General features: G+C 64.6%; 42 protein-coding genes. 34 read left to right on the forward strand and 8 right to left on the reverse strand.

What is annotated here, in order from left to right; genetic code table 11:
* From nifH to hspQ, 10 genes are all read left to right on the forward strand, one after another.
* Positions 1 to 609 (forward strand): nitrogenase reductase (nifH, locus tag ACQR1L_RS17930; RefSeq protein WP_434859257.1); only part of this gene is annotated, 609 nt, incomplete at its 5' end.
* A gap of 76 nt (positions 610 to 685) precedes the next feature.
* On the forward strand, positions 686 to 2,188 hold the full coding sequence (nifD, locus tag ACQR1L_RS17935; protein ID WP_012045819.1) for a nitrogenase molybdenum-iron protein alpha chain: 1,503 nt from the start codon (positions 686 to 688) through the stop codon (positions 2,186 to 2,188).
* An 83-nt stretch (positions 2,189 to 2,271) separates the two neighbouring features.
* Complete coding sequence (nifK, locus tag ACQR1L_RS17940; RefSeq protein WP_434859258.1) at positions 2,272 to 3,831, forward strand: nitrogenase molybdenum-iron protein subunit beta; 1,560 nt, start codon at positions 2,272 to 2,274, stop codon at positions 3,829 to 3,831.
* Positions 3,832 to 3,961: 130 nt separating this feature from the next.
* Complete coding sequence (gene nifE / locus ACQR1L_RS17945; protein WP_434859259.1) at positions 3,962 to 5,638, forward strand: nitrogenase iron-molybdenum cofactor biosynthesis protein NifE; 1,677 nt, start codon at positions 3,962 to 3,964, stop codon at positions 5,636 to 5,638.
* 10 nt (positions 5,639 to 5,648) lie between these two features.
* Positions 5,649 to 7,046, forward strand: a complete 1,398-nt coding sequence (gene nifN, locus ACQR1L_RS17950; protein WP_434859260.1) for a nitrogenase iron-molybdenum cofactor biosynthesis protein NifN — start codon at positions 5,649 to 5,651, stop codon at positions 7,044 to 7,046.
* Between the two features lie 25 nt (positions 7,047 to 7,071).
* Positions 7,072 to 7,467: a nitrogen fixation protein NifX gene (gene nifX / locus ACQR1L_RS17955; RefSeq protein WP_172134705.1), complete on the forward strand. Its 396-nt coding sequence runs from the start codon at positions 7,072 to 7,074 to the stop codon at positions 7,465 to 7,467.
* A 10-nt stretch (positions 7,468 to 7,477) separates the two neighbouring features.
* A complete protein-coding gene (locus ACQR1L_RS17960; RefSeq protein ID WP_006609661.1) occupies positions 7,478 to 7,948 on the forward strand; it encodes a NifX-associated nitrogen fixation protein in 471 nt (156 codons plus the stop codon).
* A 17-nt stretch (positions 7,949 to 7,965) separates the two neighbouring features.
* Positions 7,966 to 8,166, forward strand: coding sequence for a CCE_0567 family metalloprotein (locus ACQR1L_RS17965; protein ID WP_009032148.1), 201 nt, complete (start codon positions 7,966 to 7,968; stop codon positions 8,164 to 8,166).
* A 23-nt stretch (positions 8,167 to 8,189) separates the two neighbouring features.
* Complete coding sequence (fdxB, locus tag ACQR1L_RS17970; RefSeq protein ID WP_434859261.1) at positions 8,190 to 8,474, forward strand: ferredoxin III, nif-specific; 285 nt, start codon at positions 8,190 to 8,192, stop codon at positions 8,472 to 8,474.
* A gap of 19 nt (positions 8,475 to 8,493) precedes the next feature.
* Positions 8,494 to 8,820 carry a heat shock protein HspQ gene (gene hspQ, locus ACQR1L_RS17975; RefSeq protein WP_434859262.1) on the forward strand — a complete coding sequence of 109 codons (327 nt, stop codon included), beginning with the start codon at positions 8,494 to 8,496 and terminating at the stop codon, positions 8,818 to 8,820.
* A gap of 525 nt (positions 8,821 to 9,345) precedes the next feature.
* Here hspQ and ACQR1L_RS17980 read toward each other — a convergent pair.
* Genes ACQR1L_RS17980 through ACQR1L_RS17990 form a run of 3 tightly spaced genes read right to left on the reverse strand, consistent with a single transcriptional unit; the run spans position 9,346 to position 11,054 of the window.
* Positions 9,346 to 9,663, reverse strand: a complete 318-nt coding sequence (locus ACQR1L_RS17980) for a hypothetical protein (RefSeq protein ID WP_434859263.1) — start codon at positions 9,661 to 9,663, stop codon at positions 9,346 to 9,348.
* 30 nt (positions 9,664 to 9,693) lie between these two features.
* Positions 9,694 to 10,545: a sulfurtransferase gene (locus tag ACQR1L_RS17985; RefSeq protein ID WP_434859264.1), complete on the reverse strand. Its 852-nt coding sequence runs from the start codon at positions 10,543 to 10,545 to the stop codon at positions 9,694 to 9,696.
* Positions 10,546 to 10,595: 50 nt separating this feature from the next.
* On the reverse strand, positions 10,596 to 11,054 hold the full coding sequence (locus tag ACQR1L_RS17990; protein WP_006609667.1) for a hypothetical protein: 459 nt from the start codon (positions 11,052 to 11,054) through the stop codon (positions 10,596 to 10,598).
* A 197-nt stretch (positions 11,055 to 11,251) separates the two neighbouring features.
* Between ACQR1L_RS17990 and ACQR1L_RS17995 the strand changes: the two genes are divergently transcribed.
* The gene (locus ACQR1L_RS17995) at positions 11,252 to 11,674 is read left to right on the forward strand and encodes a Rieske (2Fe-2S) protein (RefSeq protein WP_434859265.1); all 423 of its coding nucleotides are present in this window, start codon (positions 11,252 to 11,254) and stop codon (positions 11,672 to 11,674) included.
* Between the two features lie 65 nt (positions 11,675 to 11,739).
* Here ACQR1L_RS17995 and ACQR1L_RS18000 read toward each other — a convergent pair whose 3' ends face one another.
* Entirely contained in the window at positions 11,740 to 12,348 is a 609-nt protein-coding gene (locus ACQR1L_RS18000; RefSeq protein WP_434859266.1) for a hypothetical protein, read from the reverse strand.
* Between the two features lie 326 nt (positions 12,349 to 12,674).
* Between ACQR1L_RS18000 and ACQR1L_RS18005 the strand changes: the two genes are divergently transcribed.
* The 20 genes from ACQR1L_RS18005 (at position 12,675) to ACQR1L_RS18100 (ending at position 23,396) form a co-directional block, all read left to right on the forward strand.
* Positions 12,675 to 12,995: a HesB/IscA family protein gene (locus ACQR1L_RS18005; RefSeq protein ID WP_008960276.1), complete on the forward strand. Its 321-nt coding sequence runs from the start codon at positions 12,675 to 12,677 to the stop codon at positions 12,993 to 12,995.
* Between the two features lie 55 nt (positions 12,996 to 13,050).
* Entirely contained in the window at positions 13,051 to 13,341 is a 291-nt protein-coding gene (locus ACQR1L_RS18010) for a NifU family protein (RefSeq protein WP_434859267.1), read from the forward strand.
* A gap of 9 nt (positions 13,342 to 13,350) precedes the next feature.
* Complete coding sequence (gene nifS / locus ACQR1L_RS18015) at positions 13,351 to 14,565, forward strand: cysteine desulfurase NifS (protein ID WP_434859268.1); 1,215 nt, start codon at positions 13,351 to 13,353, stop codon at positions 14,563 to 14,565.
* A complete protein-coding gene (nifT, locus tag ACQR1L_RS18020) occupies positions 14,562 to 14,783 on the forward strand; it encodes a putative nitrogen fixation protein NifT (RefSeq protein ID WP_012029022.1) in 222 nt (73 codons plus the stop codon). The genes nifS and nifT overlap by 4 nt, the downstream gene beginning before the upstream one ends.
* A complete protein-coding gene (locus ACQR1L_RS18025) occupies positions 14,783 to 15,649 on the forward strand; it encodes an SIR2 family NAD-dependent protein deacylase (protein ID WP_434859269.1) in 867 nt (288 codons plus the stop codon). Before nifT ends, ACQR1L_RS18025 begins: the two co-directional genes overlap by 1 nt.
* A 260-nt stretch (positions 15,650 to 15,909) precedes the next feature.
* The gene (nifB, locus tag ACQR1L_RS18030; RefSeq protein ID WP_434859270.1) at positions 15,910 to 17,472 is read left to right on the forward strand and encodes a nitrogenase cofactor biosynthesis protein NifB; all 1,563 of its coding nucleotides are present in this window, start codon (positions 15,910 to 15,912) and stop codon (positions 17,470 to 17,472) included.
* Between the two features lie 55 nt (positions 17,473 to 17,527).
* On the forward strand, positions 17,528 to 17,752 hold the full coding sequence (locus ACQR1L_RS18035) for a YfhL family 4Fe-4S dicluster ferredoxin (RefSeq protein WP_006609676.1): 225 nt from the start codon (positions 17,528 to 17,530) through the stop codon (positions 17,750 to 17,752).
* Positions 17,753 to 17,762: 10 nt separating this feature from the next.
* The gene (locus ACQR1L_RS18040; RefSeq protein ID WP_315721320.1) at positions 17,763 to 18,092 is read left to right on the forward strand and encodes a HesB/IscA family protein; all 330 of its coding nucleotides are present in this window, start codon (positions 17,763 to 17,765) and stop codon (positions 18,090 to 18,092) included.
* A gap of 11 nt (positions 18,093 to 18,103) precedes the next feature.
* Complete coding sequence (locus ACQR1L_RS18045; RefSeq protein WP_434859271.1) at positions 18,104 to 18,637, forward strand: hypothetical protein; 534 nt, start codon at positions 18,104 to 18,106, stop codon at positions 18,635 to 18,637.
* Positions 18,630 to 19,403: a 4Fe4S-binding leucine-rich repeat protein gene (locus ACQR1L_RS18050; protein WP_434859272.1), complete on the forward strand. Its 774-nt coding sequence runs from the start codon at positions 18,630 to 18,632 to the stop codon at positions 19,401 to 19,403. Before ACQR1L_RS18045 ends, ACQR1L_RS18050 begins: the two co-directional genes overlap by 8 nt.
* Positions 19,400 to 19,723, forward strand: a complete 324-nt coding sequence (locus ACQR1L_RS18055; protein WP_434859273.1) for a nitrogen fixation protein NifZ — start codon at positions 19,400 to 19,402, stop codon at positions 19,721 to 19,723. Before ACQR1L_RS18050 ends, ACQR1L_RS18055 begins: the two co-directional genes overlap by 4 nt.
* Entirely contained in the window at positions 19,720 to 19,959 is a 240-nt protein-coding gene (locus ACQR1L_RS18060; RefSeq protein WP_012029017.1) for a nitrogen fixation protein NifZ, read from the forward strand. Before ACQR1L_RS18055 ends, ACQR1L_RS18060 begins: the two co-directional genes overlap by 4 nt.
* Before the next feature lie 15 nt (positions 19,960 to 19,974).
* Positions 19,975 to 20,331: a DUF3024 domain-containing protein gene (locus ACQR1L_RS18065; RefSeq protein ID WP_434859274.1), complete on the forward strand. Its 357-nt coding sequence runs from the start codon at positions 19,975 to 19,977 to the stop codon at positions 20,329 to 20,331.
* A gap of 17 nt (positions 20,332 to 20,348) precedes the next feature.
* Complete coding sequence (locus tag ACQR1L_RS18070; RefSeq protein WP_009032130.1) at positions 20,349 to 20,609, forward strand: hypothetical protein; 261 nt, start codon at positions 20,349 to 20,351, stop codon at positions 20,607 to 20,609.
* Positions 20,610 to 20,611: 2 nt separating this feature from the next.
* Positions 20,612 to 21,826 carry a DegT/DnrJ/EryC1/StrS family aminotransferase gene (locus ACQR1L_RS18075; protein WP_434859275.1) on the forward strand — a complete coding sequence of 405 codons (1,215 nt, stop codon included), beginning with the start codon at positions 20,612 to 20,614 and terminating at the stop codon, positions 21,824 to 21,826.
* Between the two features lie 36 nt (positions 21,827 to 21,862).
* Positions 21,863 to 22,171 (forward strand): 2Fe-2S iron-sulfur cluster-binding protein, encoded by a 309-nt coding sequence (locus ACQR1L_RS18080; protein WP_172185768.1) that lies wholly within the window; start codon positions 21,863 to 21,865, stop codon positions 22,169 to 22,171.
* A gap of 12 nt (positions 22,172 to 22,183) precedes the next feature.
* Positions 22,184 to 22,390: a hypothetical protein gene (locus ACQR1L_RS18085; RefSeq protein ID WP_434859276.1), complete on the forward strand. Its 207-nt coding sequence runs from the start codon at positions 22,184 to 22,186 to the stop codon at positions 22,388 to 22,390.
* Between the two features lie 38 nt (positions 22,391 to 22,428).
* Entirely contained in the window at positions 22,429 to 22,743 is a 315-nt protein-coding gene (locus tag ACQR1L_RS18090; protein WP_434859277.1) for a DUF6156 family protein, read from the forward strand.
* Positions 22,744 to 22,753: 10 nt separating this feature from the next.
* A complete protein-coding gene (locus ACQR1L_RS18095; protein ID WP_434859278.1) occupies positions 22,754 to 22,921 on the forward strand; it encodes a hypothetical protein in 168 nt (55 codons plus the stop codon).
* 16 nt (positions 22,922 to 22,937) lie between these two features.
* A complete protein-coding gene (locus tag ACQR1L_RS18100) occupies positions 22,938 to 23,396 on the forward strand; it encodes a group II truncated hemoglobin (protein ID WP_434859279.1) in 459 nt (152 codons plus the stop codon).
* A 260-nt stretch (positions 23,397 to 23,656) separates the two neighbouring features.
* Here the strand turns inward: ACQR1L_RS18100 and ACQR1L_RS18105 are convergent, their stop codons facing one another.
* The 4 genes from ACQR1L_RS18105 to ACQR1L_RS18120 all read right to left on the reverse strand — a co-directional run bounded on the left by ACQR1L_RS18105 (position 23,657) and on the right by ACQR1L_RS18120 (position 25,665).
* Positions 23,657 to 23,899, reverse strand: coding sequence for a hypothetical protein (locus ACQR1L_RS18105; RefSeq protein WP_434859280.1), 243 nt, complete (start codon positions 23,897 to 23,899; stop codon positions 23,657 to 23,659).
* A 23-nt stretch (positions 23,900 to 23,922) separates the two neighbouring features.
* The gene (locus ACQR1L_RS18110) at positions 23,923 to 24,678 is read right to left on the reverse strand and encodes a dienelactone hydrolase family protein (RefSeq protein WP_434859281.1); all 756 of its coding nucleotides are present in this window, start codon (positions 24,676 to 24,678) and stop codon (positions 23,923 to 23,925) included.
* 36 nt (positions 24,679 to 24,714) lie between these two features.
* Complete coding sequence (locus tag ACQR1L_RS18115) at positions 24,715 to 25,077, reverse strand: iron-sulfur cluster assembly protein (protein ID WP_434859588.1); 363 nt, start codon at positions 25,075 to 25,077, stop codon at positions 24,715 to 24,717.
* 96 nt (positions 25,078 to 25,173) lie between these two features.
* Positions 25,174 to 25,665, reverse strand: coding sequence for a tetratricopeptide repeat protein (locus ACQR1L_RS18120; RefSeq protein ID WP_434859282.1), 492 nt, complete (start codon positions 25,663 to 25,665; stop codon positions 25,174 to 25,176).
* Between the two features lie 263 nt (positions 25,666 to 25,928).
* Between ACQR1L_RS18120 and ACQR1L_RS18125 the strand changes: the two genes are divergently transcribed.
* Genes ACQR1L_RS18125 through ACQR1L_RS18135 form a run of 3 tightly spaced genes read left to right on the forward strand, consistent with a single transcriptional unit; the run spans position 25,929 to position 26,890 of the window.
* Positions 25,929 to 26,162 (forward strand): BolA/IbaG family iron-sulfur metabolism protein, encoded by a 234-nt coding sequence (locus tag ACQR1L_RS18125; RefSeq protein ID WP_006609694.1) that lies wholly within the window; start codon positions 25,929 to 25,931, stop codon positions 26,160 to 26,162.
* Positions 26,163 to 26,201: 39 nt separating this feature from the next.
* Positions 26,202 to 26,531: a Grx4 family monothiol glutaredoxin gene (grxD, locus tag ACQR1L_RS18130; RefSeq protein WP_434859283.1), complete on the forward strand. Its 330-nt coding sequence runs from the start codon at positions 26,202 to 26,204 to the stop codon at positions 26,529 to 26,531.
* The gene (locus ACQR1L_RS18135; RefSeq protein ID WP_434859284.1) at positions 26,528 to 26,890 is read left to right on the forward strand and encodes a (2Fe-2S) ferredoxin domain-containing protein; all 363 of its coding nucleotides are present in this window, start codon (positions 26,528 to 26,530) and stop codon (positions 26,888 to 26,890) included. The genes grxD and ACQR1L_RS18135 overlap by 4 nt, the downstream gene beginning before the upstream one ends.
* Positions 26,891 to 26,892 lie beyond the last annotated feature (2 nt).

The raw sequence follows: 26,892 nt of genomic DNA on the forward strand, positions 1-26,892 counted from the left end.
GAGCCGGGCGTCGGCTGCGCCGGCCGCGGCGTGATCACCTCGATCAACTTCCTGGAAGAGAACGGCGCCTATGAGGACATCGACTACGTGTCCTACGACGTGCTCGGCGACGTGGTCTGCGGCGGCTTCGCGATGCCGATCCGCGAGAACAAGGCGCAGGAGATCTACATCGTGATGTCCGGCGAGATGATGGCGATGTATGCCGCCAACAACATCTCGAAGGGCATTCTGAAATATGCGAACTCCGGCGGCGTGCGCCTGGGCGGCCTGGTCTGCAATGAGCGCCAGACCGACAAGGAGCTGGAGCTGGCTGAGGCCCTGGCCAAGAAGCTCGGCACCCAGCTGATCTACTTCGTGCCGCGCGACAACATCGTGCAGCACGCCGAGCTGCGCCGCATGACCGTGCTGGAGTACGCGCCGGAGTCGGTCCAGGCCAACCACTACCGCAACCTGGCGACCAAGATCCACGGCAATGCCGGCAAGGGCATCATCCCGACTCCGATCACGATGGACGAGCTCGAGGACATGCTGATGGAGCACGGCATCATGAAGGCGGTCGACGAGAGCCAGATCGGCAAGACCGCCGCCGAGCTCGCCGCCACGGCGTAAAGCGTCACCGGTCATCCGGCCCGTCTGTTCGACGGGCCGGGCGATCTCCGCAACCGATCATCGAGGAAAAAGCCAGATGAGCGTTATCGAGAAACAAAGCGTTGCCGAGATCAAGGCACGCAACAAGGAACTGATTGCCGAGGTCCTCAAGGTTTACCCTGAGAAGACCGCCAAGCGCCGCGCCAAGCATCTCAACGTCCACGAGTCCGGCAAGTCGGACTGCGGCGTCAAGTCGAACATCAAGTCGATCCCGGGCGTCATGACCATCCGTGGTTGCGCCTACGCCGGCTCGAAGGGCGTGGTCTGGGGTCCGATCAAGGACATGATCCACATCAGCCACGGCCCGGTCGGCTGCGGCCAGTACTCCTGGGCGGCGCGCCGCAACTACTACATCGGCACGACCGGCATCGACACCTTCGTCACGATGCAGTTCACCTCCGACTTCCAGGAGAAGGACATCGTGTTCGGCGGCGACAAGAAGCTCGCCAAGATCATGGACGAGATCCAGGAGCTGTTCCCGCTGAACAACGGCATCACCGTGCAGTCGGAATGCCCGATCGGCCTGATCGGCGACGACATCGAGGCGGTGTCGAAGACGAAGTCCAAGGAGTATGACGGCAAGACCATCGTCCCCGTCCGCTGCGAAGGCTTCCGCGGCGTGTCGCAGTCGCTCGGCCACCACATCGCCAACGACGCAATCCGGGACTGGGTGTTCGACAAGCTGCCGGCCGACGCCGCGCCGCGCTTCGAGCCGTCGGATTACGACGTCGCGATCATCGGCGACTACAACATCGGCGGCGACGCCTGGTCGTCGCGCATCCTGCTCGAGGAGATGGGGCTGCGCGTGATCGCCCAGTGGTCGGGCGACGGCTCGCTGGCCGAGCTCGAGGCGACGCCGAAGGCGAAGCTGAACGTGCTGCACTGCTACCGCTCGATGAACTACATCTCACGCCACATGGAAGAGAAGTTCGGTATTCCGTGGTGCGAGTACAACTTCTTCGGGCCGAGCAAGATCGCCGAATCGCTGCGCAAGATCGCCAGCTATTTCGACGACAAGATCAAGGAAGGTGCCGAGCGCGTCATCGCCAAGTACCAGCCCCTGATGGACGCCGTGATCGCCAAGTACCGGCCGCGCCTGGAAGGCAAGACCGTGATGCTGTTCGTCGGCGGTCTGCGTCCGCGCCACGTGATCGGCGCCTACGAGGACCTCGGCATGGAGGTCGTCGGCACCGGTTACGAGTTCGCCCACAACGACGACTATCAGCGCACCGCCCAGCACTACGTCAAGGACGGCACGCTGATCTATGACGACGTGACTGGCTACGAGTTCGAGAAGTTCGTCGAGAAGGTCCAGCCGGACCTGGTCGGCTCGGGCATCAAGGAAAAGTACGTGTTCCAGAAGATGGGCGTGCCGTTCCGCCAGATGCACTCCTGGGACTACTCGGGTCCCTACCATGGCTATGACGGGTTCGCGATCTTCGCCCGCGACATGGACATGGCGATCAACTCGCCGGTCTGGAAGATGACCAAGGCTCCCTGGAAGCAAGCTCCCAAGCCGCTGCTCCAGGCGGCCGAGTAACCACCACCACCCACGGCCTGGCTCTCCTTCGGCGGAGAGCCAGCGCTCCCTGATCGACACAGGAACATAGAGAGGGTTTTCCCATGACACAGTCTGCCGAACATGTGCTCGATCACTTCGAGCTTTTCCGTGGTCCCGAATACCAGCAGATGCTGGCCAACAAGAAGAAGATGTTCGAAAATCCGCGCGATCCCGCGGAAGTCGAGCGCATCCGCGAATGGGCCAAGACGCCCGAATATCGCGAGAAGAATTTCGCCCGCGAGGCGCTGACCGTCAACCCGGCCAAGGCCTGCCAGCCGCTCGGCGCCGTGTTCGTCGCCGTCGGCTTCGAGAAGACCCTGCCGTTCGTGCACGGCTCGCAGGGCTGCGTCGCCTATTATCGCAGCCATCTGTCGCGCCACTTCAAGGAGCCGAGCTCCTGCGTGTCGTCGTCGATGACCGAGGACGCGGCCGTGTTCGGCGGCCTCAACAACATGATCGACGGCCTCGCCAACGCCTACAACATGTACAAGCCGAAGATGATCGCGGTCTCGACCACCTGCATGGCGGAAGTCATCGGTGACGACCTCAACGCCTTCATCAAGACCTCGAAGGAAAAGGGCTCGGTTCCAGCCGAGTACGACGTTCCCTTCGCCCACACGCCCGCCTTCGTCGGCAGCCACGTTACCGGCTACGACAATGCGATGAAGGGCATTCTCGAGCACTTCTGGGACGGCAAGGCCGGCACCGCGCCGAAGCTGGAGCGCGTTCCGAACGAGAAGATCAACTTCATCGGCGGCTTCGACGGCTACACCGTCGGCAACATCCGTGAGGTCAAGCACATCTTCGAGGAGATGGGCATCGAGTACACTATACTCGGCGACAACTCGAACGTGTTCGACACGCCGACCGACGGCGAGTTCCGCATGTATGAGGGCGGCACGACCCTGGAGGACGCGGCCAATGCCGTGCACGCCAAGGCGACCATCTCGATGCAGCATTATTGCACCGAGAAGACGCTGCCCTTCATCGGCAATCACGGCCAGGAAGTGGTCTCGTTCCATCACCCGGTCGGCGTTTCCGGCACCGACGCCTTCCTGATGGCGCTGTCGCGCATCTCCGGCAAGGACATCCCGGAATCGCTTTCCGTCGAGCGTGGCCGCCTGGTGGACGCGATCGCCGACTCCAGCGCCCACATCCACGGCAAGAAGTTCGCGATCTACGGCGATCCGGACCTCTGCCTCGGCCTGGCCTCGTTCCTTTTAGAACTCGGCGCCGAGCCGACCCATGTGCTCGCCACCAACGGCAACAAGGAGTGGGCGGAGCGCGTGCAGGCGGTGTTCGATGCCTCGCCGTTCGGCAAGAACTGCCACGTGTATCCCGGCAAGGATCTCTGGCACATGCGCTCGCTGCTGTTCACCGAGCCGGTCGACTTCCTGATCGGCAACACCTACGGCAAGTATCTGGAGCGCGACACCGGCACGCCGCTGATCCGCATCGGCTTCCCGATCTTCGATCGCCACCACAAGCACCGTTATCCGGTGTGGGGCTATCAGGGCGGCCTGAACGTGCTGGTCACGATCCTCGACAAGATCTTCGACGAGATCGATCGCAACACCAACGTGCCGGCCAAGTCGGACTACAGCTTCGACATCATCCGCTAAGTCACGGCGCGCGGCGGTCCCCAGGGGCCGCCGCGCTTCGCTCTGGACGATGCGGCTCGTGGGAAGGCACCAAGCCTGAGCCGCCTCATTCCACCAAGACGCGCCGAACGTCCGCCAACAGGAGAAGCCGATGAGCTCGCTGTCTGCCACGATCCAGAACGTCTTCAACGAGCCGGGTTGCGGCAAGAACGCCAACAAGTCCGAGGCCGAGCGCAAGAAGGGCTGCACCAAGCAGCTGCAGCCGGGCGGCGCGGCCGGTGGCTGCGCCTTCGACGGCGCCAAGGTCGCCCTGCAGCCGCTGACCGACGTCGCGCATCTCGTGCACGGACCGATCGCCTGCGAAGGGAATTCCTGGGACAACCGCGGCGCGGCCTCGTCTGGCTCGCAGATCTGGCGCACCGGTTTCACCACCGACATCAACGAGACCGACGTCGTGTTCGGCGGCGAGAAGCGCCTGTACAAGGCGATCAAGGAAATCATTGAGAAATACGATCCGCCGGCGGTCTTCGTCTACCAGACCTGCGTGCCCGCCATGACCGGCGACGACATCAACGCGGTCTGCAAGGCGGCTTCGGCCAAGTTCGGCAAGCCCTGCATTCCGGTCAACTCGCCCGGCTTCGTCGGCCCTAAGAATCTCGGCAACAAGCTGGCCGGCGAGGCGCTGCTCGACCACGTCATCGGCACCGTCGAGCCGGAGGTCACGACGCCCTACGACCTCAACATCATCGGCGAATACAATCTCTCCGGCGAGCTCTGGCAGGTGAAGCCGCTGTTCGACGAACTCGGCATCCGCATCTCCGCCTGCATCTCCGGTGACGGCCGCTACAAGGAGGTCGCGTCGTCGCACCGCGCCCGCGCGGCGATGATGGTGTGCTCCAAGGCGATGATCAACGTCGCCCGCAAGATGGAGGAGCGCTACGGCATTCCGTTCTTCGAGGGCTCGTTCTACGGCATCCAGGACTCCTCGGACTCGCTGCGCGAGATCGCGCGTCTCCTGGTCGAGCGCGGCGCGCCGGCGGATCTGCTGGACCGCACCGAGGCGGTGATCGCCCGCGAAGAAGCCAAAGCCTGGGCCGCGATCGAGCCGTTCAAGAAGCGGCTCACCGGCAAGAAGGTCCTGCTGATCACCGGCGGCGTGAAGTCGTGGTCGGTCGTGGCGGCGCTGCAGGAGGCCGGCATGGAGCTGGTCGGCACCTCCGTGAAGAAGTCCACCAAGGAGGACAAGGAGCGCATCAAGGAACTGATGGGCCAGGACGCTCACATGATCGACGATATGGCGCCCCGCGAGATGTACAAGATGCTCAAGGACGCCAAGGCCGACATCATGCTCTCCGGCGGCAAGTCGCAGTTCGTGGCGCTGAAGGCCGCGATGCCCTGGCTCGACATCAACCAGGAGCGCTCGCACGCCTTCATGGGCTATATCGGCATGGTGAAGCTGGTCGCCGAGATCGACAAGGCGATCTACAACCCGATGTGGGAGCAGCTGCGCAAGCGGGCGCCCTGGGAGAGCGCCAGCAACAACTGGCAGGCCAAGGCGATTGCGCAGGCCGATGCGGAAGCTGCTGCGCTCGCGGCTGATCCCGTGGCGGCGGAAGCCGCGCGCCGCGCCAAGAAGATCTGCCATTGCAAGTCGGTCGATCTCGGCACCATTGAGGATGCGATCAAGGCGCACGGCCTGACCGACGTCGCCGGCGTCCGGACCCACACCAACGCCTCGGGCGGCTGCGGCGCCTGCGCCGGCCGGGTCGAGGACATTCTTGCGGCGCAGAAGGCACCGGCTGCGCCGCTCTTGCAGGCAGCGGAATAGGGCGGCGCTCATGGCCAAGGTCACCATTGGAAAGAAGGCCTGCGCGGTCAATCCGCTCAAGATGAGCCAGCCGATCGGCGGCTCGTTCGCCTTCCTCGGCCTGCGCGGCGCGATGCCGCTGCTGCACGGCTCGCAGGGCTGCACCTCGTTCGGCCTCACTTTGTTCGTGCGCCACTTCAAGGAAGCGGTGCCGATGCAGACGACGGCGATGAGCGAGGTCGCCACTGTGCTCGGCGGCTACGAGAACGTCGAGCAGGCGATTCTCAACATCTACAAGAAGCAGAAGCCGGAGATCATCGGCATCTGCTCGACCGGCGTCACCGAGACCAAGGGCGACGACGTCGACGGCTACATCAAGCTGATCCGCGAGAAGCATCCGGAGCTCGCGACCTACCCGCTGGTCTACGTCTCGACGCCCGACTTCAAGGATGCGTTCCAGGACGGCTGGGACAAGACGGTTGCCAAGATGGTCGAGGTGCTCGTCGACAAGCCGACCTCGACCCGGCGCGATCCTGCCAGGGTCAACGTGCTGCCCGGCTGCCATTTGACACCCGGCGATATCGAGGAGCTCCGCACCATCTTCGAGGATTTCGGCCTGGAGCCCTCGTTCCTGCCGGATATCGGCGGCTCGCTCGACGGCCACATCCCCGACGAGTTCACGCCGACCACGATCGGCGGCATCGGTCTCGAAGAGATCGCGACCATGGGAAGTGCGTCCTGGACGATCGCGATCGGCGCGCAGATGAAGCGCGCGGCGGAGGCGATGCAGGCGAAGACCGGCGTGCCGTACCGGCTGTTCGAGCGGCTCTGCGGCCTGCTGCCGAACGACGAGTTCATGTCCTTCCTGAGCGAGATCTCGGGCCGTCCGGTGCCGGCGAAATATCGCCGCCAGCGCGGCCAGCTCGCGGACGCGATGCTGGACGCGCATTTTCACATCGGCGGCCGCAAGCTCGCCATCGGCGCCGAGCCGGACCTGCTGTTCGACGTCGCCAGCATGCTGCACGACATGGGCGCCGAGATCTCGGTCGCTGTCACCACCACGCAGTCGCCGGTGCTGGAGCGGATGCCCTGCGAGGAGGTGCTGATCGGCGACCTCGAGGATCTGGAGAACCTCGCCAAGGCGCGCGACTGCGGCCTGATGATGACGCATTCGCACGGCCGCCAGGCGGCGGCGCGGCTGAAGATCCCGTTCTACCGGGTCGGCTTCCCGATGTTCGACCGGCTGGGCGCTGGGCATCTGCTGACCGTCGGCTATCGCGGCACCCGCGACCTGGTGTTTGCGCTCGCCAACCTGATCATCGCCGACCGCGAGGACAACCATCAGCCGACGCCGGACACCTGGATCGATCCCTGGAAGGATTTCCAGCAGGTCTCGCCGGAGCCGGCGGTCGTGGCACCGCTGCATTGACGCGTCAGGAGAAAGGACCGACGACATGAAAGTCGCATTCGCTACCCAGGATCTGAAACGCGTCGACGCCCATTTCGGCTGGGCCAAGAACATCGCGATCTACGATCTCGATCCCGAAGGCTACCGCTTCGTCGAGACCGTCGAGTTCGACGGCGATCTCAAGGAAGACGGCAACGAGGACAAGCTGGCGCCGAAGATCGAGGCGATCAAGGATTGCGCGATCCTCTATGTCGCCGCGATCGGCGGCTCCGGCGCGGCGCGCGTGGTCGCCAACAACATCCACCCCATGAAGGTCACCCAGCCCGAGGACATCACCGATCTCCTCGGCAAGCTGCAGGCGGTGCTGAAGGGCACGCCGCCGCCGTGGCTGCGCAAAGCCTTGGCAAAAGGCCAGGAACGCGCGCTCGATTTCGAGGAATGAGGAAACGAACATGTCTGATACCGCAGTCGTAGAAGAAGTCGTCCCCGCCGAGCAGCGGCCTTTCGTCAAGGAGCTGATCAAGGTCTGGCGCGCCCAGGACACCCATGGCGCCTGGGAGGGCAAGAAGGACGTCGAGCTGCTCGAGCCCTACATCCTGGACAAGGAGAAGCGCCGTGCGCTGCCGATCATCGGCGACCCCGATCCGGAGACGATCTGGCGGCTCGAGCTGTTCTTTAACGCGATCGCGCTGTCGATCGAGAAGGCCACCGGCGTGATGATCTCGCCGATGCTGAAGATGAGCCATGAGGGCTTTGGCCGCATGGTGCTGATCGGCGGCCGGCTGATCGTGGTCAACAAGCAGCTGCGCGACGTGCACCGCTTCGGCTTCGACAATCTCGGCAAGCTGGCCGACGAGGGCGACAAGTTCGTCAAGGCCGGCGTCGAGATGATCGAAAAGTTCAAGGACGTCGCGAATTACTAACGGCGAGGATGAGAGAGATGAGCGACCTGGATACATTGAAGGCCGAGATCAAGAAGCTGTCGGCCCGCGCCATGGATGCCAAGATGAACCTGCACGATCTGTCGGAGGAACTGCCCGTCAACTGGGACCAGATCCTGCCGACCGCGCAGAAGGCGCACGAGGCATTCGCCGAGCTGGAGAAGAAGCGGGCCGAGCTGAAGAAGCTCGAGGCCGCGTAAAGCCCGCACAAGGACCTGTCACCATGTCCAATTCAACCCGCGACGGCCGCGACTGGCGGCCGGACTATCTGGTCGCCATCGACGCGGCCAAGTGCATCGGCTGCGGCCGCTGCTACAAGGTCTGCGGCCGCGAGGTGATGACCCTGAAGGGCATCAACGACGAGGGCGAGTTCGTCGAGCTCGACGACGACGAGGATGACGAGGTCGAGAAGAAGATCATGGTCATGCACGACACCGGCGCCTGCATCGGCTGCGGCGCCTGCGCCCGGGTCTGCCCGACCAACTGCCAGACCCATTCGCCGGCGTGATCCTATCGAGCGTGCGGGCATGCTGCGGATGGAAGCAAAATTCACGATCGGCCAGGTGACCCGGCACCGCGTCTACGACCTGCGCGGTGTCGTGTTCGATGTCGACCTGTCCTTCTCCGAGGAGGAAGGCTGGCGCGCCATCACGATGGACAAGCGGCTCGACAAGGAGCAGCCGTTCTATTACCTGCTCGCCGAATGCGGCGATAGCAGCTACATCGCCTACGTGCCGGAGCAGAACCTGGTGGCGGATGTGTCAGGCGAGCCGGTGAAGCATCCGGACATCGGCGAGCTGTTCGATATCGATGACGGCGGCAGCTATCATTACCGCGGGCGGATCTTCCAGTAGTTAACCGGTTACCCAGCCACAGTCGTCATTGCGAGGAGCCGCAGGCGACGAAGCAATCCAGAATCCTTGCATAGCCCTGGATCGCGTCGCTGCGCTCGCGATGACGCCGGTGATCGGTAGGGTGGGTAAAGGCGCCTGGGCGGTCTCTCGATAGGAGCTCGGTCTCACGCGCCGTGCCCACCGTCCGTCCGCGTGTGTCGAACAAAAATGGTGGGCACGCCATCGCGCGGCGCTCCGCGCCGGCCGCTGGCTTTGCCCACCCTACGATTTCAACTGTGACTGTGTGCACCCTCGCACTGATACGACTGTGCGAGATTGAGAGCGTTATCTATCCGCCCGTCATTCCGGGGCATCGCGCAGCGATGAGCCCGGAATCCATAACCACGAACGGCTGTTGTTTTCGAAGACAAGCGCCACAGGCATCTCTCGCCTCATAGCCAGTCGTGGCTATGGATTCCGGGCTCACGCTGCGCGCGCCCCGGAATGACGGTGGAGAGAGGCGGGGCGCAGCCGTGAAGCGGGGACCTACTCGATCCCCTGTTCCCGCGCCTTCCACATCGCGGCGATCCGGAAGCGTTCGCTGATCGCGGCGGGGCTGGCCAGGATCTCGGACTGGGCGCCGGCGAAGGCGCCCTCGACGATCGCGGCTTCCTCTTTCGTCAACGTGATCCGGCCGGCCATGTGGGTGGCGTCGGGGGCGGCCTCCCAGATCTTGCGCCGGTTCGGATGCAGCTTGACCTCGACCAGCTCGAACGCCTCGAGCTCGCCGTCCAGACAGATCGCGAGGCCGATCACCTCGACCTTACGGCCGTCCTGCGTGGTCTTGACCAACGTCTTTGCCATGCGTGTGCTCCCGTCATTGAGATCCTGAGGTCACGCCGCCGCCGGCGTGTCGTCGCGCTGGCTCCATTCCGCCCAGGCGCCGTCATGGACGGCGACAGTGGGAACGCCGAGCCGGTACAGCGCCAGCGCCAGCATGCATGATGTGATGCCCGAAGCGCAGGTGGTGACGATCGGCTTCGCCAGATCGATGCCGGCGGCCGCGAAGCGGGCGGCGAGCGCGTCGGGTGGAAGCAGCACGCCGGTATCGGGATCGACCAGATCGGCCCAGGGCAGGTTGATGGCGCCGGGAATGTGGCCCTGGCGCTTGAAGGTGAAGACGTCGGGCTGCGTCCCGTCAAACTTGCCGGGACCGCGGGCGTCGACGAGCTGCGCGCCGCTCTGCAGCGCGCCCTGCACCTGCGCCGAGGTCGCGACCAGCTCGGGCCGGAAGCTCGCCGTGAAGCTCGCCGGCGCGGGACGCACCGGCGTCATCTCCGCCGGCTGCTTCTCTTTCGTCCATTTGCCGAAACCGCCATCGAGCAAGGCGACGTTGTCGTGGCCGAACACGCGGAACATCCACCACACGCGGCCTGCGGCCGAGCCGCCATAGTGGCGGTCATAGACGATGACGCGGTCGGCATTGCTGATGCCGAGCAGGCCGACCTTGTGGGCGAAATCCTCCGCCGTCGGCAGCATGTGCGGTAGCGGGTTGGATTTGTCGGCGACCTGGTCGATGTCGAAATGCACCGAGCCCGGCAGGTGCCGGCCGCGATATTGCGTGCGGCCGTCGAGATTGGTGCTCGGATGATGCCAGGTGCAATCGAGGATCTTGATGCCGGGATCGGCGAGATGCTGCGCCAGCCATTCGGAGCTGACCAGGGCGTCGGAAGGATCTCTGCTCATGCATGCGCTCTCGATGAGGGGCCAACGGAAAGGCTGACGCGCAAAGCGCGTCAGAGCGTTTTCGGCATCGCGTAGCCCGGGCGCGGATGGCTGTCGTAATATTCCGGGCGCTCCGGCCAGCCGCCATCGGCGATGATCTTGAAGGTCGCGACCGTCACCGGCGCGCCGGGCGAGCAGGACACTTCGGTGAACTTGATCTCGCGCTCGCCGGGGCCGGCCGAGAAATCGGCGACCGTGGTGCCGTCGGCCTTGCGGGCGCGGGCGAAGCCGGGCGTGCCGACGGTGGCGGCGGGCACGGCGGCGGCGACGAAGTTCGGCTGCTCCAGGCCGTCGACCGCGGGTCCGAAGGCCGGCGAGGCGAAGGTGAAGGTCGCGAGCACGCCGCTGCGGTCGACCGCCTTGTCGGCGGTGGTCGGGCGCGCCACCGAGTAGACCGTCAGCGTGCCGCCGTCCAACGCCGCCTTGATGTCGTCGAGCGAGCTTTCGACGAAGTCCAATGTCACGTTCATGTCGATCTCCTTACAAAGAGAGGCCTTTGCAGGAGAAATTTTCAAGTTCTGTGCCAGTCTCTCGCAATCGCGAGACAGATGCCGGAACGCGGAGTTGCGCGAATCTTGCAACGTGGTCCCTCAGCAAGCCGACCGTCGCTCTCATCGCATTGAAAGCGGCGATGTCGGACATGCGCCAGACATCGATGAGGCCTGACATGACGACCGACGTCGCCTACGCCATTTGCAGCTTCAACGACATCCCGAGCCGCCGCGCCATGGGCTTCCAGCTCATGATCGTCGCGGAGGACGGCAGCCACCGCCCGTGGCCGATCTTCGTGATCCGCTGGGGCAAGCAGGTGTTCGGCTATCTGAACATGTGCCCGCACGACAAGGTGAATCTGGACTGGGAGCGCAACCAGTTCATGGACGGCAACGGCCTGCGCATCCTCTGCGGCAAGCACGGCTCGCTGTTCGAGATCGGCACCGGGATGTGTGTCGACGGCCCGTGCAAGGGCGAGAGCCTGACGCCAGTGGCGCTGTCGGTCATCGACGGCGACATCTGCGTCACCGGCGTGACCCTGGTGGAGGATGACGAGGACGACGAGGAAGAGGCCGGTATGCAGTGTGAGGGAGGCTGAGATCTCACATGAAGTCCCGGCGCGAGGGCCGGGACTTCACTTGGCGTGTGAGGAGGAGACGGCGGTCAAACCGGCCGGTTTTCGTTCCGGTTTTTCACCGGCTCCATCTTGGCCAGCGCGTCGGCATAGGCGATGAGCTCGTAGCTCTCGCTGAACTTAACCGCGGCGTCGAGGACGTAGTCCAGCTTGCCGGCGGTATCGAGCTTCTTGATGTCGTTCTTGTCGATGCCCAGGAGATCCATCATCTCCTTCCAGACCGTCGATTCATCGCACGGCAGGACGTAGAACGTTACATCGCCCATCTTGATGCGATACTTCGCCAGCAGGTCGATGTTGTTGCAGAACATGAAGTAGCTGCCGTCAGGTTTCAGCAGGCCCTTGAGCACCTCCACCGCCGTCTCGAGATAGGCGAGCGAGTGGATGTAGCCGACCAGCACAGGAATCGTCGGCTCGCCGTCATTGACGATCGTCAGCACCTGCTCGATCGAGAAATCCGGCGGGCGCTTCTCGTCGGCCACCTGGGTCTGGAATTTCAGCGCGATGTCGCCGCGGAAGCCGAACCGGCCGGGCTTCGTGGTCGGCGCCTTCAGCACGGCGTTGAGCAGCCGCCCTTCCTTGTCGAGCTGCGCGAGCGCGGTGGTCTCGATCGCAACCGTCTTCTCCAATGTCGTCATCAGCAAATCCCCTCGCATGTCCTTCATGAGCCGTTCGCCGCACGGCGCGGTCAAAAGGGCGATGATGCAAGTTGTCTGCCGATGTGTGTTGCGCGTTGATTTGCCTGGAATTTTTGCCCGTCGGGCTGGTCGATTGTCGGATTTGCGCCGCGACATCGTGGCGTCACGGGCGCGACACGGCGTGAACCGCGCCTGTCGCAAAGCCGACACGCGTCGGAAACGCCACAGCGACACTCGGAAAAGTCCAAGTGTTTCAGCTGTTTGTTGCATGGCACGAGACTTGCCAATTCCGTTCGCAACAGCCGAATGGGAAAGGCCAGACGATGATGATCAACCTGACCGACAGCGCCATCAATGCGGTCCGCAACGCGATCACGACCTCCGACAAGCCGGTCGACGGCCTGCGGATCATGGTCGAAGCCGGCGGCTGCGCCGGGCTCAAATACAACATGGGCCTCGTCAGCGGCAGCGAGCCCGAGGACACGGTGATCGAGCGCGAGGGCGTGCGCGTGCTCGTCGATCACAAGAGCCTCGAATATCTCGAGGGCACGACGATCGATTTCGTCGTCGCGCTGGAGGGCTCCGGCTTCACCTTCGAGAACCCCAACGCCAAGTCGAGCTGCGGCTGCGGCAAGTCCTTCGCCTAAGCAGTCGTTCGCTTAAATCCTTCGCTTGATCCATCAACACGAGAGAAGTGACATCATGCTGGTCGAAACCCAGGGCGTCGTCGAGGCGCCGGCTCAGATGAGCGAACGCGAGCGGATCATCCGGGCCGTGATCGAGGAGGTTCGTCCGAACCTCAAGCGCGACGGCGGCGATTGCGAGCTCGTCGAGATCGACGGCAACAAGATCATGGTCAAGCTCGCCGGCGCCTGCATCTTCTGCAAGCTCGCCAGCGCGACCCTGGAAGGCATCCAGGCCCGCATGATCGAGAAGCTCGGCGAATTCGTCCGTCTCATTCCGGTGGCTGGCGCTGCGAAGGCGCGGCATTAAGGAGCGGCCGTGCGTCCGGTGTACCTCGACAACAACGCCACGACGCGCGTCGACCCCGAGGTCGTCGCGGCGATGTTGCCGTTCTTCACGGACCAGTTCGGCAATGCCTCGTCCTCGCATGCCTTCGGCAGCGAGGTCGCGGGCGCCGTCCGCCAGGCGCGCAAGAGCCTGCAGGCGCTGCTCGGCACCGCTTTCGACCACGAGATCGTCTACACCTCGGGCGGGACGGAATCGGACAACACCGCAATCCTCTCGGCGCTCGAGACTCAAGAGGGTCGCGACGAGATCGTCACCACAGCGGTCGAGCATCCTGCGATCCTGACCCTGGTCGAGTATCTCCGCGACAAGCGTGGCGTGACGGTGCACCTGATCGGTGTGGATGCCGCCGGGCGGCTCGATGTCGACGCCTACAAGCGCGCGCTTGGGTCGCGCACCGCGATCGCCTCCGTGATGTGGGCCAATAACGAGACCGGTACTCTGAATCCAATTCCGGAACTGGCGAAGCTCGCACATGACGCTGGTGCGCTGTTCCATACCGATGCCGTGCAGGCCGTCGGCAAGATCGCGATCGATCTGAAAGCTGCCGGCGTCGACATGCTGTCGCTGTCCGGACACAAGCTGCACGGGCCCAAGGGCATCGGTGCGCTCTATGTCAGGAAAGGCACGCCGTTCGCGCCGCTGGTGCGCGGTGGCCCCCAGGAGCGCCGCCGGCGTGGCGGCACCGAGAATGTTCCCGCCATCATCGGCCTCGGCAAGGCGGCCGAACTCGCCGCGAAGCATCTCGCCGACGAGCAGGGCCGGGTGCGCGCGCTGCGCGACCGGCTGGAGCAGGGCATCATCCAGGGCGTCGGCCATTGCGCCGTGCTCGGCGATGTTGCGCAGCGCCTCCCGAACACCGCCAATATCGCGTTCCTGCATCTCGAAGGCGAGCCGATCGTGATGCGGCTGAACCAGGCCGGCATCGCCGCCTCGCTCGGCTCCGCCTGCGCCTCCGGCTCGATGGAGCCGTCGCACGTGCTCAGGGCAATGAACGTGCCGCCGGAGCTGCTGCGCGGCGCGGTGCGCTTCTCGTTGTCGCGCGACACCACCGACGACGACATCACGCGCGTGCTGGCCGTGCTGCCCGACATCGTCAGCCGTCTCCGCGAGACCTCGCCGTCCTGGCTGCAACATCATCCGTCAAACGCGGCGGACGCCCTTCGTCCCACGGAGCTTACGCAATGAAAGTCATGATCCGCCGCTCGCCGGAAACCGGCCTCTCCATCTACGTCCCCAAGAAGGACCTGGAGGAGCCGATCGTCGAGACCGAGCACGAGACCCTGTGGGGCGGCTGGATCCGCATCGCCAATGGCTGGGTGCTCGAGCTGCCGCAGATGGCCGCCGACACGCGGCTGCCGATCACGATCAATGCGCGCAAGCGCGGTGGAGAAGGGGACGAGTGATGAATGCGCCGCTTCCTCATATCGACATCATCAAGCAGGCCGACGCCGAGGCGCTGCTGAAGGACGTCGTCGCCAAGCTCAAGGCTGGCAAAATCGTTCCGTTCCTCGGTCCCGCGGTGTCGGAGCAGTCCGGCGCCGCCGTGCCGATGAATCCGGAGGCGCTGGCCGCGTTCTTCGGCACCAAGGTGGCGCTGCCGCGCCGCGCGAAGGGAAATGCCTGGGCCTCGGCACAGCATATCGAGAGCACGCGGCACCGCTCGACGGTGACAGCGCTGATGGCGGAAGCTTTCGCGGCGCCGGTCGCGCCGACGCCGCTGCAGCAGCATCTCGCGTCGCTGCCGCTGCCGATGATCGTCGACAGCTGGTATGACGGCGCGATGCGCACTGCGTTGGCCGGCCGCAGCGACTGGGGCGAGGTGCAGGGCATCACCCGCGCCCATATCGGCGAAGACCGCTGGTATCGCTTCTACGACGCTGATGGCGGCGAGAGCGATCGCGAGAAGGCCAACGGCTGGACCACGCTGCTGTACAAGCCGCATGGCGGCATCACGCCGGCGAAGAATTTCCTGATCACCGACGCCGACTATGTCGAGGTCCTGACCGACATCGACATCCAGACGCCGATTCCCGACACCGTGAAGGATCGCCGCACCGATCGCGGATTCCTGTTCATCGGCTGCCGCTTCAACGACCAGCTGCTGCGCACCTACGGCCGCCAGGTCATCAAGCGGTCGGGCACCGAGCACTACGTCCTGGTCGAGCCTGATACGCTGTCGAAGAACGAGCTGAAATTTTTCATCGCCGAGCGGCTGACGCCGATCGCGATTCCGCTGGCCCGCGCCACCGAGATCATCATCGGCGGCTGAACGCGATGCGTTTCAATCACGAACAGCGCGGCCCAAGGCCGCGCTGTTTTGCTGTGCGTCGTCTCCGCGATCCGAGTCTGTAACGTTTCTAACAACGCATCAAACGAGAGGCTTTCGCATGTTGGCAAGGCGACAGCCGCGATGATTTTGCTAAGGCGTTGATAGTTCGCAGGAATGATCTTGTCCGGCGCGTGGCACGCGAGTTGCTGAACTCCTTACCAAGGCGGTTTGCGGCTCGCCAGCAACGTTAAGGAGCGGACATGGACGCGTCAGTGCAGCACGAACAGGCGACGATACCGGACAGCGACAAGCTGAGCTCGGTGATGCAGACCATCGCAGAACACAAGGGCTGCGGCACCTCGGGCGGCAGCGGCAAGGCGAGCTGCGGCTCCGGCGCCGGCGAGAACGACCTCCCGCCGGAGATCTGGGAGAAGGTGAAGAACCATCCCTGCTACAGCGAGGAGGCGCATCATCACTACGCGCGCATGCACGTCGCGGTGGCGCCCGCCTGCAACATCCAGTGCAACTACTGCAACCGCAAATATGACTGCGCCAACGAGTCGCGTCCGGGCGTCGTCAGCGAGAAGCTCTCGCCGGAGCAGGCCGCCAAGAAGGTGCTGGCCGTCGCCTCGACCATTCCGCAGATGACCGTGCTCGGCATCGCCGGCCCGGGCGATCCGCTCGCCAACCCCGAGAAGACCTTCAAGACCTTCGAGCTGATCGCGCGCACCGCGCCCGACATCAAGCTCTGCCTGTCGACCAACGGTCTCGCGCTGCCCGACCATGTCGACACCATCGCCGGCTTCAACGTCGACCACGTCACGATCACCATCAACATGGTCGATCCCGAGATCGGCGCCAAGATCTATCCCTGGGTGTTCTGGAAGCACAAGCGCTATACCGGCGTCGAAGCGGCCAAGCTGCTCACCGACCGCCAGCTGCAGGGCCTGGAGATGCTGACCGAGCGCGGCATCCTCTGCAAGGTCAACTCGGTGATGATCCCCGGCGTCAACGACAAGCACCTCGTCGAGGTCAACAAGGCGGTGAAGTCGCGTGGCGCCTTCCTGCACAACATCATGCCGCTGATCTCCTCGCCAGAGCACGGCACCGTGTTCGGCCTGACCGGCCAGCGCGGCCCGACCGCGCAGGAGCTGAAGGCTCTGCAGGACGAGTGCGAAGGCGAGATGAACATGATGCGGCACTGCCGCCAGTGCCGCGCCGACGCCGTCGGCCTGCTCGGCGAGGACCGCTCGGCGGAGTTCACCACTGACAAGATCATGGCGATGGAGGTGAATTACGACATCGACAGCCGCAAGGCCTATCAGGAGGCGGTCGAAAGCGAGCGCGTCGCCAAGGTCGTCGCCCGCCAGGAGGAGCTTGCTTCGCTCGCCGGCCAGTCCAGCGACATCAAGCTGCTGGTCGCGGTGGCGACCAAGGGCTCGGGCCTGATCAACGAGCATTTCGGCCACGCCAAGGAGTTCCAGGTCTACGAACTCTCCACGGCCGGTGCGAAGTTCGTCGGTCACCGCCGCGTCGATTTGTACTGCCAGGGCGGCTATGGCGACGAGGACAGCCTGGAGACCGTGATCCGCGCCATCAACGACTGCCATGCGGTGTTCGTGGCCAAGATCGGCGGCTGCCCGAAGAGCGACCTGCAGGCCGCCGGCATCGAGCCGGTCGACCAGTTCGCCCACGAGTTCATCGAGAAGTCGGCGATCGCTTGGTTCAAGAGCTATCTCGACAAGGTCAACAGCGGCGAGATCCAGCACGTCGTGCGCGGTGACGCCGAGATCCGCCAGGGCGCTCTGACCTCGGCGGCGTGAGATCCGATCCCGGCGGCGCTCCGGCGCCGCCGGCCCCTTTCGACAGGAGCGTTTCATGACTTTGAAGATCATTGCTTCGCAATGCACGAGCTGCTCGGCCTGCGAGCCCGAATGCCCGAACGTGGCGATCTCCGAGAAGAACGGCACCTTCGTGATCGACCCCAAGAAGTGCACCGAGTGCATCGGCCATTTCGACGAGCCGCAATGCGCCGCGGTCTGCCCGGTCGACAACACCTGCGTCATCGACAATTCGTTCCCGCGCTATCAGCCGCCGGCCTGAGGAGACCCCGATGAACTTTACGCTCACGCCAGCTGCGCAGAAATTCATGCGCATGATGCTGAGGGCCGACGGCGGCGCCGGTGCTGGCTTCCGCCTCGCGGTGTCGCCCGGCGGCTGCTCGGGTCTCGCCGCGGACATCAGCGTGCTCGCGACGCCACTCGCCGGCGACGCCGTGGTCGAGCGCGACGGCGTCAAGCTGTTCCTGCCGGCGGAAAGCCGCCTGCTGCTCGACGGCGTCACGATCGATTTCGCTGACACCGCGACCCAGACCGGCCTCGTGTTCCACGACCCGAAGCAGGTGTCGTGCTCCAGCCACGCGCTGAAGGCGCTGCAGGACTAGGACAACCAACAATGCCGACCGATGCCCGGCCCAGCTCCCAGACTGCCATCGAGGACGCGCTGCTTGCCGACGCGCTGCTCGGTGGCGGACTGCCGGAGGAGGCCGAGCGACATCTCTGGGAGGCGGGCCAAAGCTATCACCTCGACGACATCGCCGAGGCGCATCTGAAGCAGGCCGAGGCGCTGGCGCCGGATCATGCCGCGGTCCTGATCGGCTTCTATCGGTTCTATTTCTACAAGGGGCGGCTCAACGACGCGCTGCGCATCGCCAAGCGCTGCCTCGCCAAGGCCGCGATTGAAAACCATCTGCCGCCGCATTGGCGCGACGTCCGGCCGGAGCATGCCGAGTTCGGCAGCTTCGACCACATGCTGCCGCGCTTCTTCATGTTCACCTTGAAGGGCTACGCTTACTTGCAGATGCGGCTCGGCAATCTCGTCGAGGGGCGGCTTGCGGTGCAGAAGCTGCTCGACCTCGATCCTACCGACAAGATCGGCGCGCGCGTGCTGCTCGAGGTCGTCGACCGGGTGGAGCTCGACGATGAGTGACGACATCGACGAAGCCATTGACTGGCAGGGTAACGAGATCAGCTGCACCGGCTGCGCCCACGAGCAGCTGAGCGCGACCGGTGGCTGCAAGCTCCGCCACGCCTGCGTGCACGACCGCTATGCGCGGCGCATCGACCGTTTCTTCAACTGGAATCCGGGGCTCGCCAACGATTACGTCAAGCACCCGCATTTCGAGGTGCGGGCGATCGCGGCCAAGCATGCGAGCCCGTTCTATCTGCCGCCGCTGCTCGACGACCCGGAGGAGACGGTGCGCTGGAATGCGGCGCGGCGGCTGCCGAAGCGATTGGTGCTGCGTCTGCGCCATGATCCGCATCGCGAGGTCCGCATCCGTATCGCCACCGTGCTCGATCCCGAAGACCTGATGCCGATGATGATGGATGACGACTATTACGTCCGTCTGGTCGTCGCGCGCCGGATCGTGCCGTCCGTGCTCGGCCGCATGATGGGCGATCCCGAAGCCGAGGTCCGCCGGGTCGTCGCGCGCCGCATTCCGAGCGACTGGCTGCTCGGCATGATCAGCGATCCCGATGCGCGGGTCCGCCTGGAGATCGCCGAGCGCCTGGCGCCGGATCTGCTGACAGCGATGCGCAAGGATGCCGACTGGCGCGTGCGCCACGAAGTCGCGAGCCGCATCCCGCTCGGCGAACTCGCCGAACTCGCGCGGGATGAGGATCCGCTGGTGCAGGAGATGGCGCGCGGCCGGCTCGAGAACCGTTCGGGAGCTGCGATGGAGAAACCGGCATGAGCAACATCGTTCGTGACAGCGAGGTCGTCGAGCTGTCGGCGCCGCCCTACTTCACGTTCGGCGAGAAGGTGAAGGCGAAGCGGACCATCCGCAACGACGGCACCTATGCGGGCAAGGAGATCGGCGAGATCCTCGCGAAGAAGGGGGAGATCGGCTACGTCGTCTCGATCGGCACCTTCCTGCAGCAGTTCTACATCTACGGCGTCGAGTTTCTCGAAAGCGGAAACCGCGTCGGCATGAAACGCAAGGAGCTCGAATCCACCGTTCCCCGCGGGGAGGCCGAGGACGAGCTGCCGCTGCCGGGAGCGTACAGATTATGATCGAACCGCGGATGCCGAAGTACCAATGGGGCCAGCGCGTCAAGGCGCTGATCGACCTCGTCAATGACGGCTCGTTCCCGAATGCGCCGGCGGAAGCCAAGCTGGTCGGCATCGGCGACATGGGCGAGATCGTGCAGGTCGGCACCCATACCGAAGCGAACATGCCGATCTATCTCGTCGAATTCGGCGAGCAGCTCGTCGTCGGGTGTCTCGAGGAGGAGATCGTCCCGGTCTGAGGGCGATGATCGATCATGGTGGCAGCCGCGCTTAAGCCCAGCTTCGTCCTGCCTGCGCATCCCAACGAGTTGGATCGCAAGCGGATCGAGCGCGCGCTGAAGTCGCGCAAACGCTACCGCTACGTCGAGCCGACGGTCGTGCCGGTCGATGAAGGTTATCAGGTCCGCAGTCCGTGCTGCTCGCGCAACATCGACAAGGACGGCGGAGTGATCGACGTGGCGCTGCTGCGTCACGACCCGGCGAAGACGATGTGGAAGCTGTTCTGGAGAGATCACGCGAAGGGGATCTGGGAGCTGCACAGTGTGCACCAGCGGTTGACCGCGGCGGTCGACGAGCTGAACGCCGACCCCGAGCGGATCTTCTGGCAGTAACGAGGAGGACGGGTGAGATGGCATTGGCCGAGCAGGAACTGAATGAGATCGCACAGGTGCTCGAGCAACCTGACGCCGGGAGCACCGCGTTCGGCGAGCTGCGCCGCCGCTTTCCCAAGCTGGTTCTGACGCGGTGCGATGCCTCGGATGTCACCGAAGCGCCGTTCCGCAGCTACGCGGCGTTCGACCTGCATCTGCTCGACGCCAGCGAGCACTGCGCCGGCGTCACCGATGACCCGGCCAAGGCCACCGGCCTCATCCTGGCGAAGCGGGGCTGATCATGACCAAGCCCTATCTCGTGCATGACGCCGACCGGCAGGAGCAGGATGAGGCGGAGCTGACGCCGGTCGAGGCGAGCTTCATACCGCTGTCCGATCCGGATATCACGACGGCGGAGATCGCGGCCGTGGATGCCGCGTTGCGCTCGCCGCGGCTGTCCCACGGGCCGCTGGTCGAGGAGTTCGAGGCGGCGTTCGCCGCCTATCTCGGGCGCAAATACGCCATTGCTGTGCCGAGCGGGACACTGGGCCTTGTCCTGGTCTTGAAGGGCCTGGGAATCGGCCCAGGCGACGAGGTGATCGCGTCGTCCTATTCGTTCCGCGAGGTCGCGCATGCGATCAGCATCGTCGGCGCCAAGCCGGTGTTTGCCGACATCGACTATTATTCCGGCACATTGGCGCCGAGCAAGATCGAGGCGCGGATCACGGCACAGACCAAGGCGATCCTGGCCGGCAACACCAATGGCCATCCGGCCAAATGGTCGGAGCTGCAGGCCATCGCCAAGACGCACAGCCTGACGCTGCTCGAGGATTCGACCGAGGCGATCGGCTCGAAATACAAGGGCGCGCTGGTCGGCACCTTCGGCGCGGCCTCGGTGTTCGACTTCTCGCAGCCATTCGCGCTGACCTGCGGCGAGGGCGGCATGGTCGTGACCGACGATGTCGACATCGCCGTGGCGGTGCGGCGCCACCGCTCGCACCGGCTCGACGAGCGGAGCTCGGTCGTGGTCAGCGGTACGCCGTCGCATCAGGCGGTCATGAGCGACGTCACCGCGGCGCTCGGGCTCGCGCAGCTCAAGCGGATCGACGAGATCCTCGAACGGCGCCGGCTGATCGAGCAGATCTATTACAGCCAGGTGCAGTCCTTCGAGGGCATCAAGGATCCCTATGTCGGTCCAGATGTCACTGAGGTGAACTGGTTCCTGTACCAGGTGCATCTGGGGACTCGGTTCTCGAAGTCCAGCCGCGACTCGATCGTCGAGGATCTCCGCGTCGAGCAGGTCGAGGCTGTCGCCTATTCCAATCCGCTGCACCTGCAGCGCCACTATTTCGACATGGGCTACAGGCGCGGCGACTATCTGGTGACCGAGAAGGTCGCCGATCGCGTGGTGGCCCTGCCGTTCCACGTCCATCTGACCACCGACCAGATCGCCTTCATCGTCGCGACGATGAAGGACGCCTCGGTCAATGTCGGAGCGGGCGCTGCGATCTACTGACGTGAAATGAACTCAACCCACTAAAGGAGAACATCAATGGCAACTCTGACGGTCATGCCCTCTGGAAAGACGATCGAGGTGGGCGAGGGCACCACCATTCTCGCGGCGCTGCTCGCGGCCGAGGTCGAGATCCCGCACAAGTGCGAGGGCCAGGCCAAGTGCGGCTCCTGCCACATCTTCCTTCAGGAGGGACGCAAGGGCGTGTCGAAGGTCAGCAAGCTCGAGAACGAGAAGCTGGATACCATCGTCGGCGTCGGCTCCAAGTCCCGCCTCGCGTGCCAGGCGACGATCCTCGGCACCGAGAACGTCAAGATCGAGCTGCTCGGCTTCTCGTCAGGTCTGTAACAGGAGGACATCATGGACAACGTCACGCTTCACGTTCGTTTCGCCCCGGATGGCACCGTTGCCGAGATCAGCGAGCGGCCGGCATCCTTGACGCCGCAGCAGTGGTTCAACAAGCTCAGCGAAGCGATCGGCCTGAAGGCCTATCAGACCTTCGCCGGCGGCCGGGGCGTGTTCAAGACGACACGCGACCAGATCGAGGCCTTGAAGACCGCGGCCTGACCGGTTGCATCCTCAACCAGAAGCGAAGTGGCGGCGAGATGACGGATACCGGACAGGACTGCCAGTTCTTCGTCTCGTATACGGGCGTCAAGCTGCCGCTGCGTCTGGTGACGCCGATCGCGCCGGAGCAGCTCTCGAACCGCAACACGTTCATCCGCGGCTATTTCAATGCCGCCGGCGCGCTGACCGGCTTCGAGAAAGTGGTCTATGGCGAGGTCGAGCTGACGCACCACTACAGCTACCATGCCAACGGAGCGCTGCGCAGCGCCGAGATCGTCATGCTCGACGAGGAACCGGTGACGCTGCATTTCGATGAGACCGGCGCGGCTGCTGCCGGCCAGGACGCCGCATGAAGGAGGCCCCGTGACCGTCGCCAAGCTGATCGAGGCTCTTGCCTGCATGCCCAAGGACGCTATCGTGCTGATGGATTCCGGCGCAGGATTGTCCCGGGTCGACGCTCTGGAGCTCGTGACAGAGCAGGGGCCAGGTGCGCCGGCCGAGGTGATCCTGCAGCCGAGCTTGGACGAATAGAGACGGGACTGGTTTGATGGCGGATGCAGGCACGACAGAGACTGACACGTCGGCGGCAGGGCCGGTGATCACGCCCTATGAGCGGATTGGCGGCGCCGTCGTGGTCGATCGCCTGGTGGAGTCGTTCTATCACCGGATGGATACGCTGCCGGAGGCCAAGACGATCCGCGACATGCACGGCACCCATCTTGGGCCGATCAAGGTCGTCCTGAAGCGCTATCTCTCGGAATGGCTTGGCGGGCCGAAACTGTATTCGCCGGAGAAGGGCCATCCGCGCCTGCGCCAGCGCCACATGGGTTTTCCGATCGGCAACGCCGAGCGCGACGCTTGGCTGCTGTGCATGCGCGGCGCGCTCGAGGAGACGGTGGCTGATGTTGCTGCCCGGCAGGACATCGATGCCGCGATGACCAAGCTCGCCGACTGGATGCGCAACCAGGCCGGCAATCCCCATGACGCGCGGGCTGCGCGGCCGTGAGGCCGGGTCACCGTCTCAGGCGTCATTGCGAGGAGCCGAAGGCGACGAAGCAATCCAGAGTCGTCGCGGGACTCTGGATTGCTTCGCTTCGCTCGCAATGACGGAGACACGAGGCGTAGGCGTAGGGTGGGCAAAGCGAAGCGTGCCCACCGGCCGCTAGATCCGCAGACACCGCCGTTGGAATGGTGGGCACGGCGCGCGTCAAGCGGTGCTAAGTTATCACCGCCAGTGGCGCCTTTGCCCACCCTACGCGACCTCGGCTAATACAACGGCACCCCGAAGAAGTTTTCATCATCGCCGCCCCAGGCCCGGTGCAAGGCCAGCGCGTTCTGCCATTGCGCCATCTCGGTCTCGCTGGCGTTGCGGTGGGTGATCTTGCCCTCCGGCATCTCCGCCAGCAGATAGGTCTTGCCGTTGCGGATGAAGCGGTTGAGGTCCTTGGTGTCGTTGGGCCGCACCACACAGCGCGGCCGCTCGTCGATCAGGATGGTGGTCGGCTGCATTGCGACGCTCGCTCCATCGGGTGTCAATCGGCGGGCGGACCCATGTCGTCATCCGCCTTTTTCTTCTTTTTCTTGTCGACCTTGGCGAGCGCATAGGCGCCGGCGTTCTTCAGGGTGATCGGCGGCTGGCCGACGACATATTGCGAGATCCAGGCGAGCGTGCGCTCCTGCGCCAGCGCACTGGCGGTCTCATCATAGGTCTCGCCCTCGGCGTCGAAGTCGTGGGCGGCGTTCGGATAGGAGAAGGCGCTGACCTCGGGATGGTCGGCGCGGAACATGCTCACGGCTGGAAACGGCACGACCGCATCGGCTTCGCCGAAGTGCAGCAAGGTCGGGACCTTGCGCTTGGCGCCGGCGGCGTCGACCACGCCGGTCGCGTAGTAGCTGACGGCGCAGGCAAGCCCGGACACGCGGTTCGCGGCGTTGTAGGCGAGGCCGCCGCCGGCACCGTAGCCGACCACGGCCACCTTGCCGCAGTCCTTGACGCTGTCGACGGTCGACTGGATTTCTGCAAGCAGAGGGGCGACCGGATCCTGTGCCGCCGCCGGCGCCTCGCCGTCTGCCGTGGTCTCGACCGCCGCCGGCGGTGTCAGCTCCGGCGCGATCACGACATAGCCGCTCGCGGCGAAGGCGTCGGCGACCTTGCGGACCTTGCTGCTGCCGTTGCCGTCCGGCAGCACGACGATGGCGCCTTTGGGCGTGTCGGCTGGATCGGCACGGAACGCCTGGAACGTATGTCCGTCGTTGGCGGTGAGCTTGATGGTGCTTTCGGTAGCCATGTGATGCTCCTGCGTCGTTGGCGCGGTTTGCGCGCGTTACAACAAGCCCAGCTCCAGGGCGGTCTCTTCCGACATCCGCGACTTGTCCCACGGCGGCTCGAACACGAGCGTGACCTTGACCGACATGACGCCGTCGACCGACTGCACGGCATCTTCGACCATGCGGACGATCTCGCTCGCGACCGGGCAGCCCGGCGCCGTGAGCGTCATGTCGATCTCGACCGCGCCGCCGCCTTCATGCGCGATGCGATAGACGAGGCCGAGGTCGTAGACGTTCACCGGAATCTCCGGATCGTACACTGTCCGAAGCGCGGCGATCACGCTCTCGGCGGCATCCTGGGAGCCGGTCGCCAGCGGGCTCTGCGACGGGGAGGGAGGGGGAGCGGCGTGCATGCTCATCATGCGTTGGGTCCTCTCATTGTCCTGGTTCGCACCGGGGGATGGTCGTTGGAAGTCCTGTCGAGATCGCGCGTGGGATGCTGCATGGCCGGGGACTCACTCCGCATCGAGCCCGTCGGCGAGCGCCGCCACGACCGGCCATCCGACCGCGCCGGACGGGTCGAGCTGGCGCAGCGCTGCCAGCATCTCGGCCGCGCTGTCGGGATCGTTCTTGCGCAGATGGATGAAGGCCAGTGCCTTCAACGTGTAAAGCGCGAAGCGGCCGGCGCCGTCGGGCAGCGGATCATGCGGCACCCATTGCCGCCAATCCGAAGACCAGCCAGCCTGGCGCGCCGCCTCGGCGAGGCCGAGCTCGGCAACGGCCTTGGCCTCGTCGAGGTGGCCTTGATAAGTGTGAATCTTATAGAGACAGAAATAGGTCGGCAGCTCCTGCGGGGCGGCAGCGAGCGCCTGACGAAACAGCCGGTCGGCGCGGGCGTGGTCGCGGCGATAGGCCGCCACGCCCTGCTGCAGCAGCGCGTCGATCTCCTCGGGAAGATCGCCGAAGTTGATCGTGTCGGGTTCGCTGACGAGTTCGAGCATCTGCATTGACCTCGATCAAATCATTGCAAGACGCGGACCGTTTTTGCGGTGGTGCAGCAGAGGCCGTCATCGCCGCGAAGCCGGCGAAAACGCGCGGGCCTGTTGGATTTTGAACGCCGAGCCTGGGTCGCATCGTCGTCCTTGTCGCAAAGCCGACGCGCTCGTCGTCAAATCGCCGCTTGAGCAGAGCCGGGACAGCGTCCGGTACCCGCAAATCGCTGGTTCGGAGCTTGCATGACGCCATCATCAATCCAGCGGGAGACACAACGATGGCGATGGCAGCAACTGATATCGAACGTCTGATCAAGGAGGCGTTCCCGGATGCAGTCGTCGTGATCGAAGACCTGGCCGGTGACGGCGACCATTATTCGGCACGCGTCACCTCGCAGGCTTTCGCCGGGAAGAGCCGGGTGCAGCAGCATCAGATGGTCTATTCGGCCCTCAAGGGCCAGATGGGCGGCGTGCTGCATGCGCTGGCGCTCGAGACGTCATTGCCGAAATGATCGCTGCCGCGACACATCCAGGGACGAAAGGATAATACAATGTCGACATCCGAACGCATTCAGAAGCTGATCGACAGCAATGACATCGTTCTCTTTATGAAGGGCGTGCCGGCGGCGCCGCAATGCGGCTTCTCGGCTGCCGTTGCGCAGATCCTGGCTAAGCTCGACGTCCCCTATGAAGGCGTCAACGTGCTGGCGGATCCCTTCATCCGCGAGGGCATCAAGGAGTTCTCCAACTGGCCGACCATTCCTCAGCTCTATATCAAGGGCGAGTTCGTCGGCGGTTGCGACATCGTGCGCGAGATGTTCCAGGCCGGCGAGCTCGCGACCCTGCTGGCCGACAAGGGCATCAAGGCGGCCGCATCATGAGCGACGGCGGTGTCGCAGAGGCGGATGACGATTTCGAGATTCCGCAGCTCTACAAATATCACGCCTTCGTCTGCCTGACGCAGCGTCCGCCGGGCCATCCGCGCGGCAGCTGCGGCGCGCTCGGCGTGCAGCCGCTGTGGGACCGGCTGACCAAGACGATCGAGGCGCAGCGGCTGACGGATGTCGGTGTCACCGCGGCCGGCTGCTTCGGCTTCTGCAGCGCCGGGCCGATGATGGTGGTCTATCCCGATGGCATCTGGTATCGGCCGACCAAGCCCGAGGATATCGACGAGATCGTCGAATCCCACTTCAAGCAAGGCAAGCGCGTCGACCGGCTGGTGATGGTGCTGAAGCGCTGAGG

This window comes from Bradyrhizobium sp. HKCCYLR20261, from assembly GCF_051168435.1.
GTDB lineage: Bacteria > Pseudomonadota > Alphaproteobacteria > Rhizobiales > Xanthobacteraceae > Bradyrhizobium.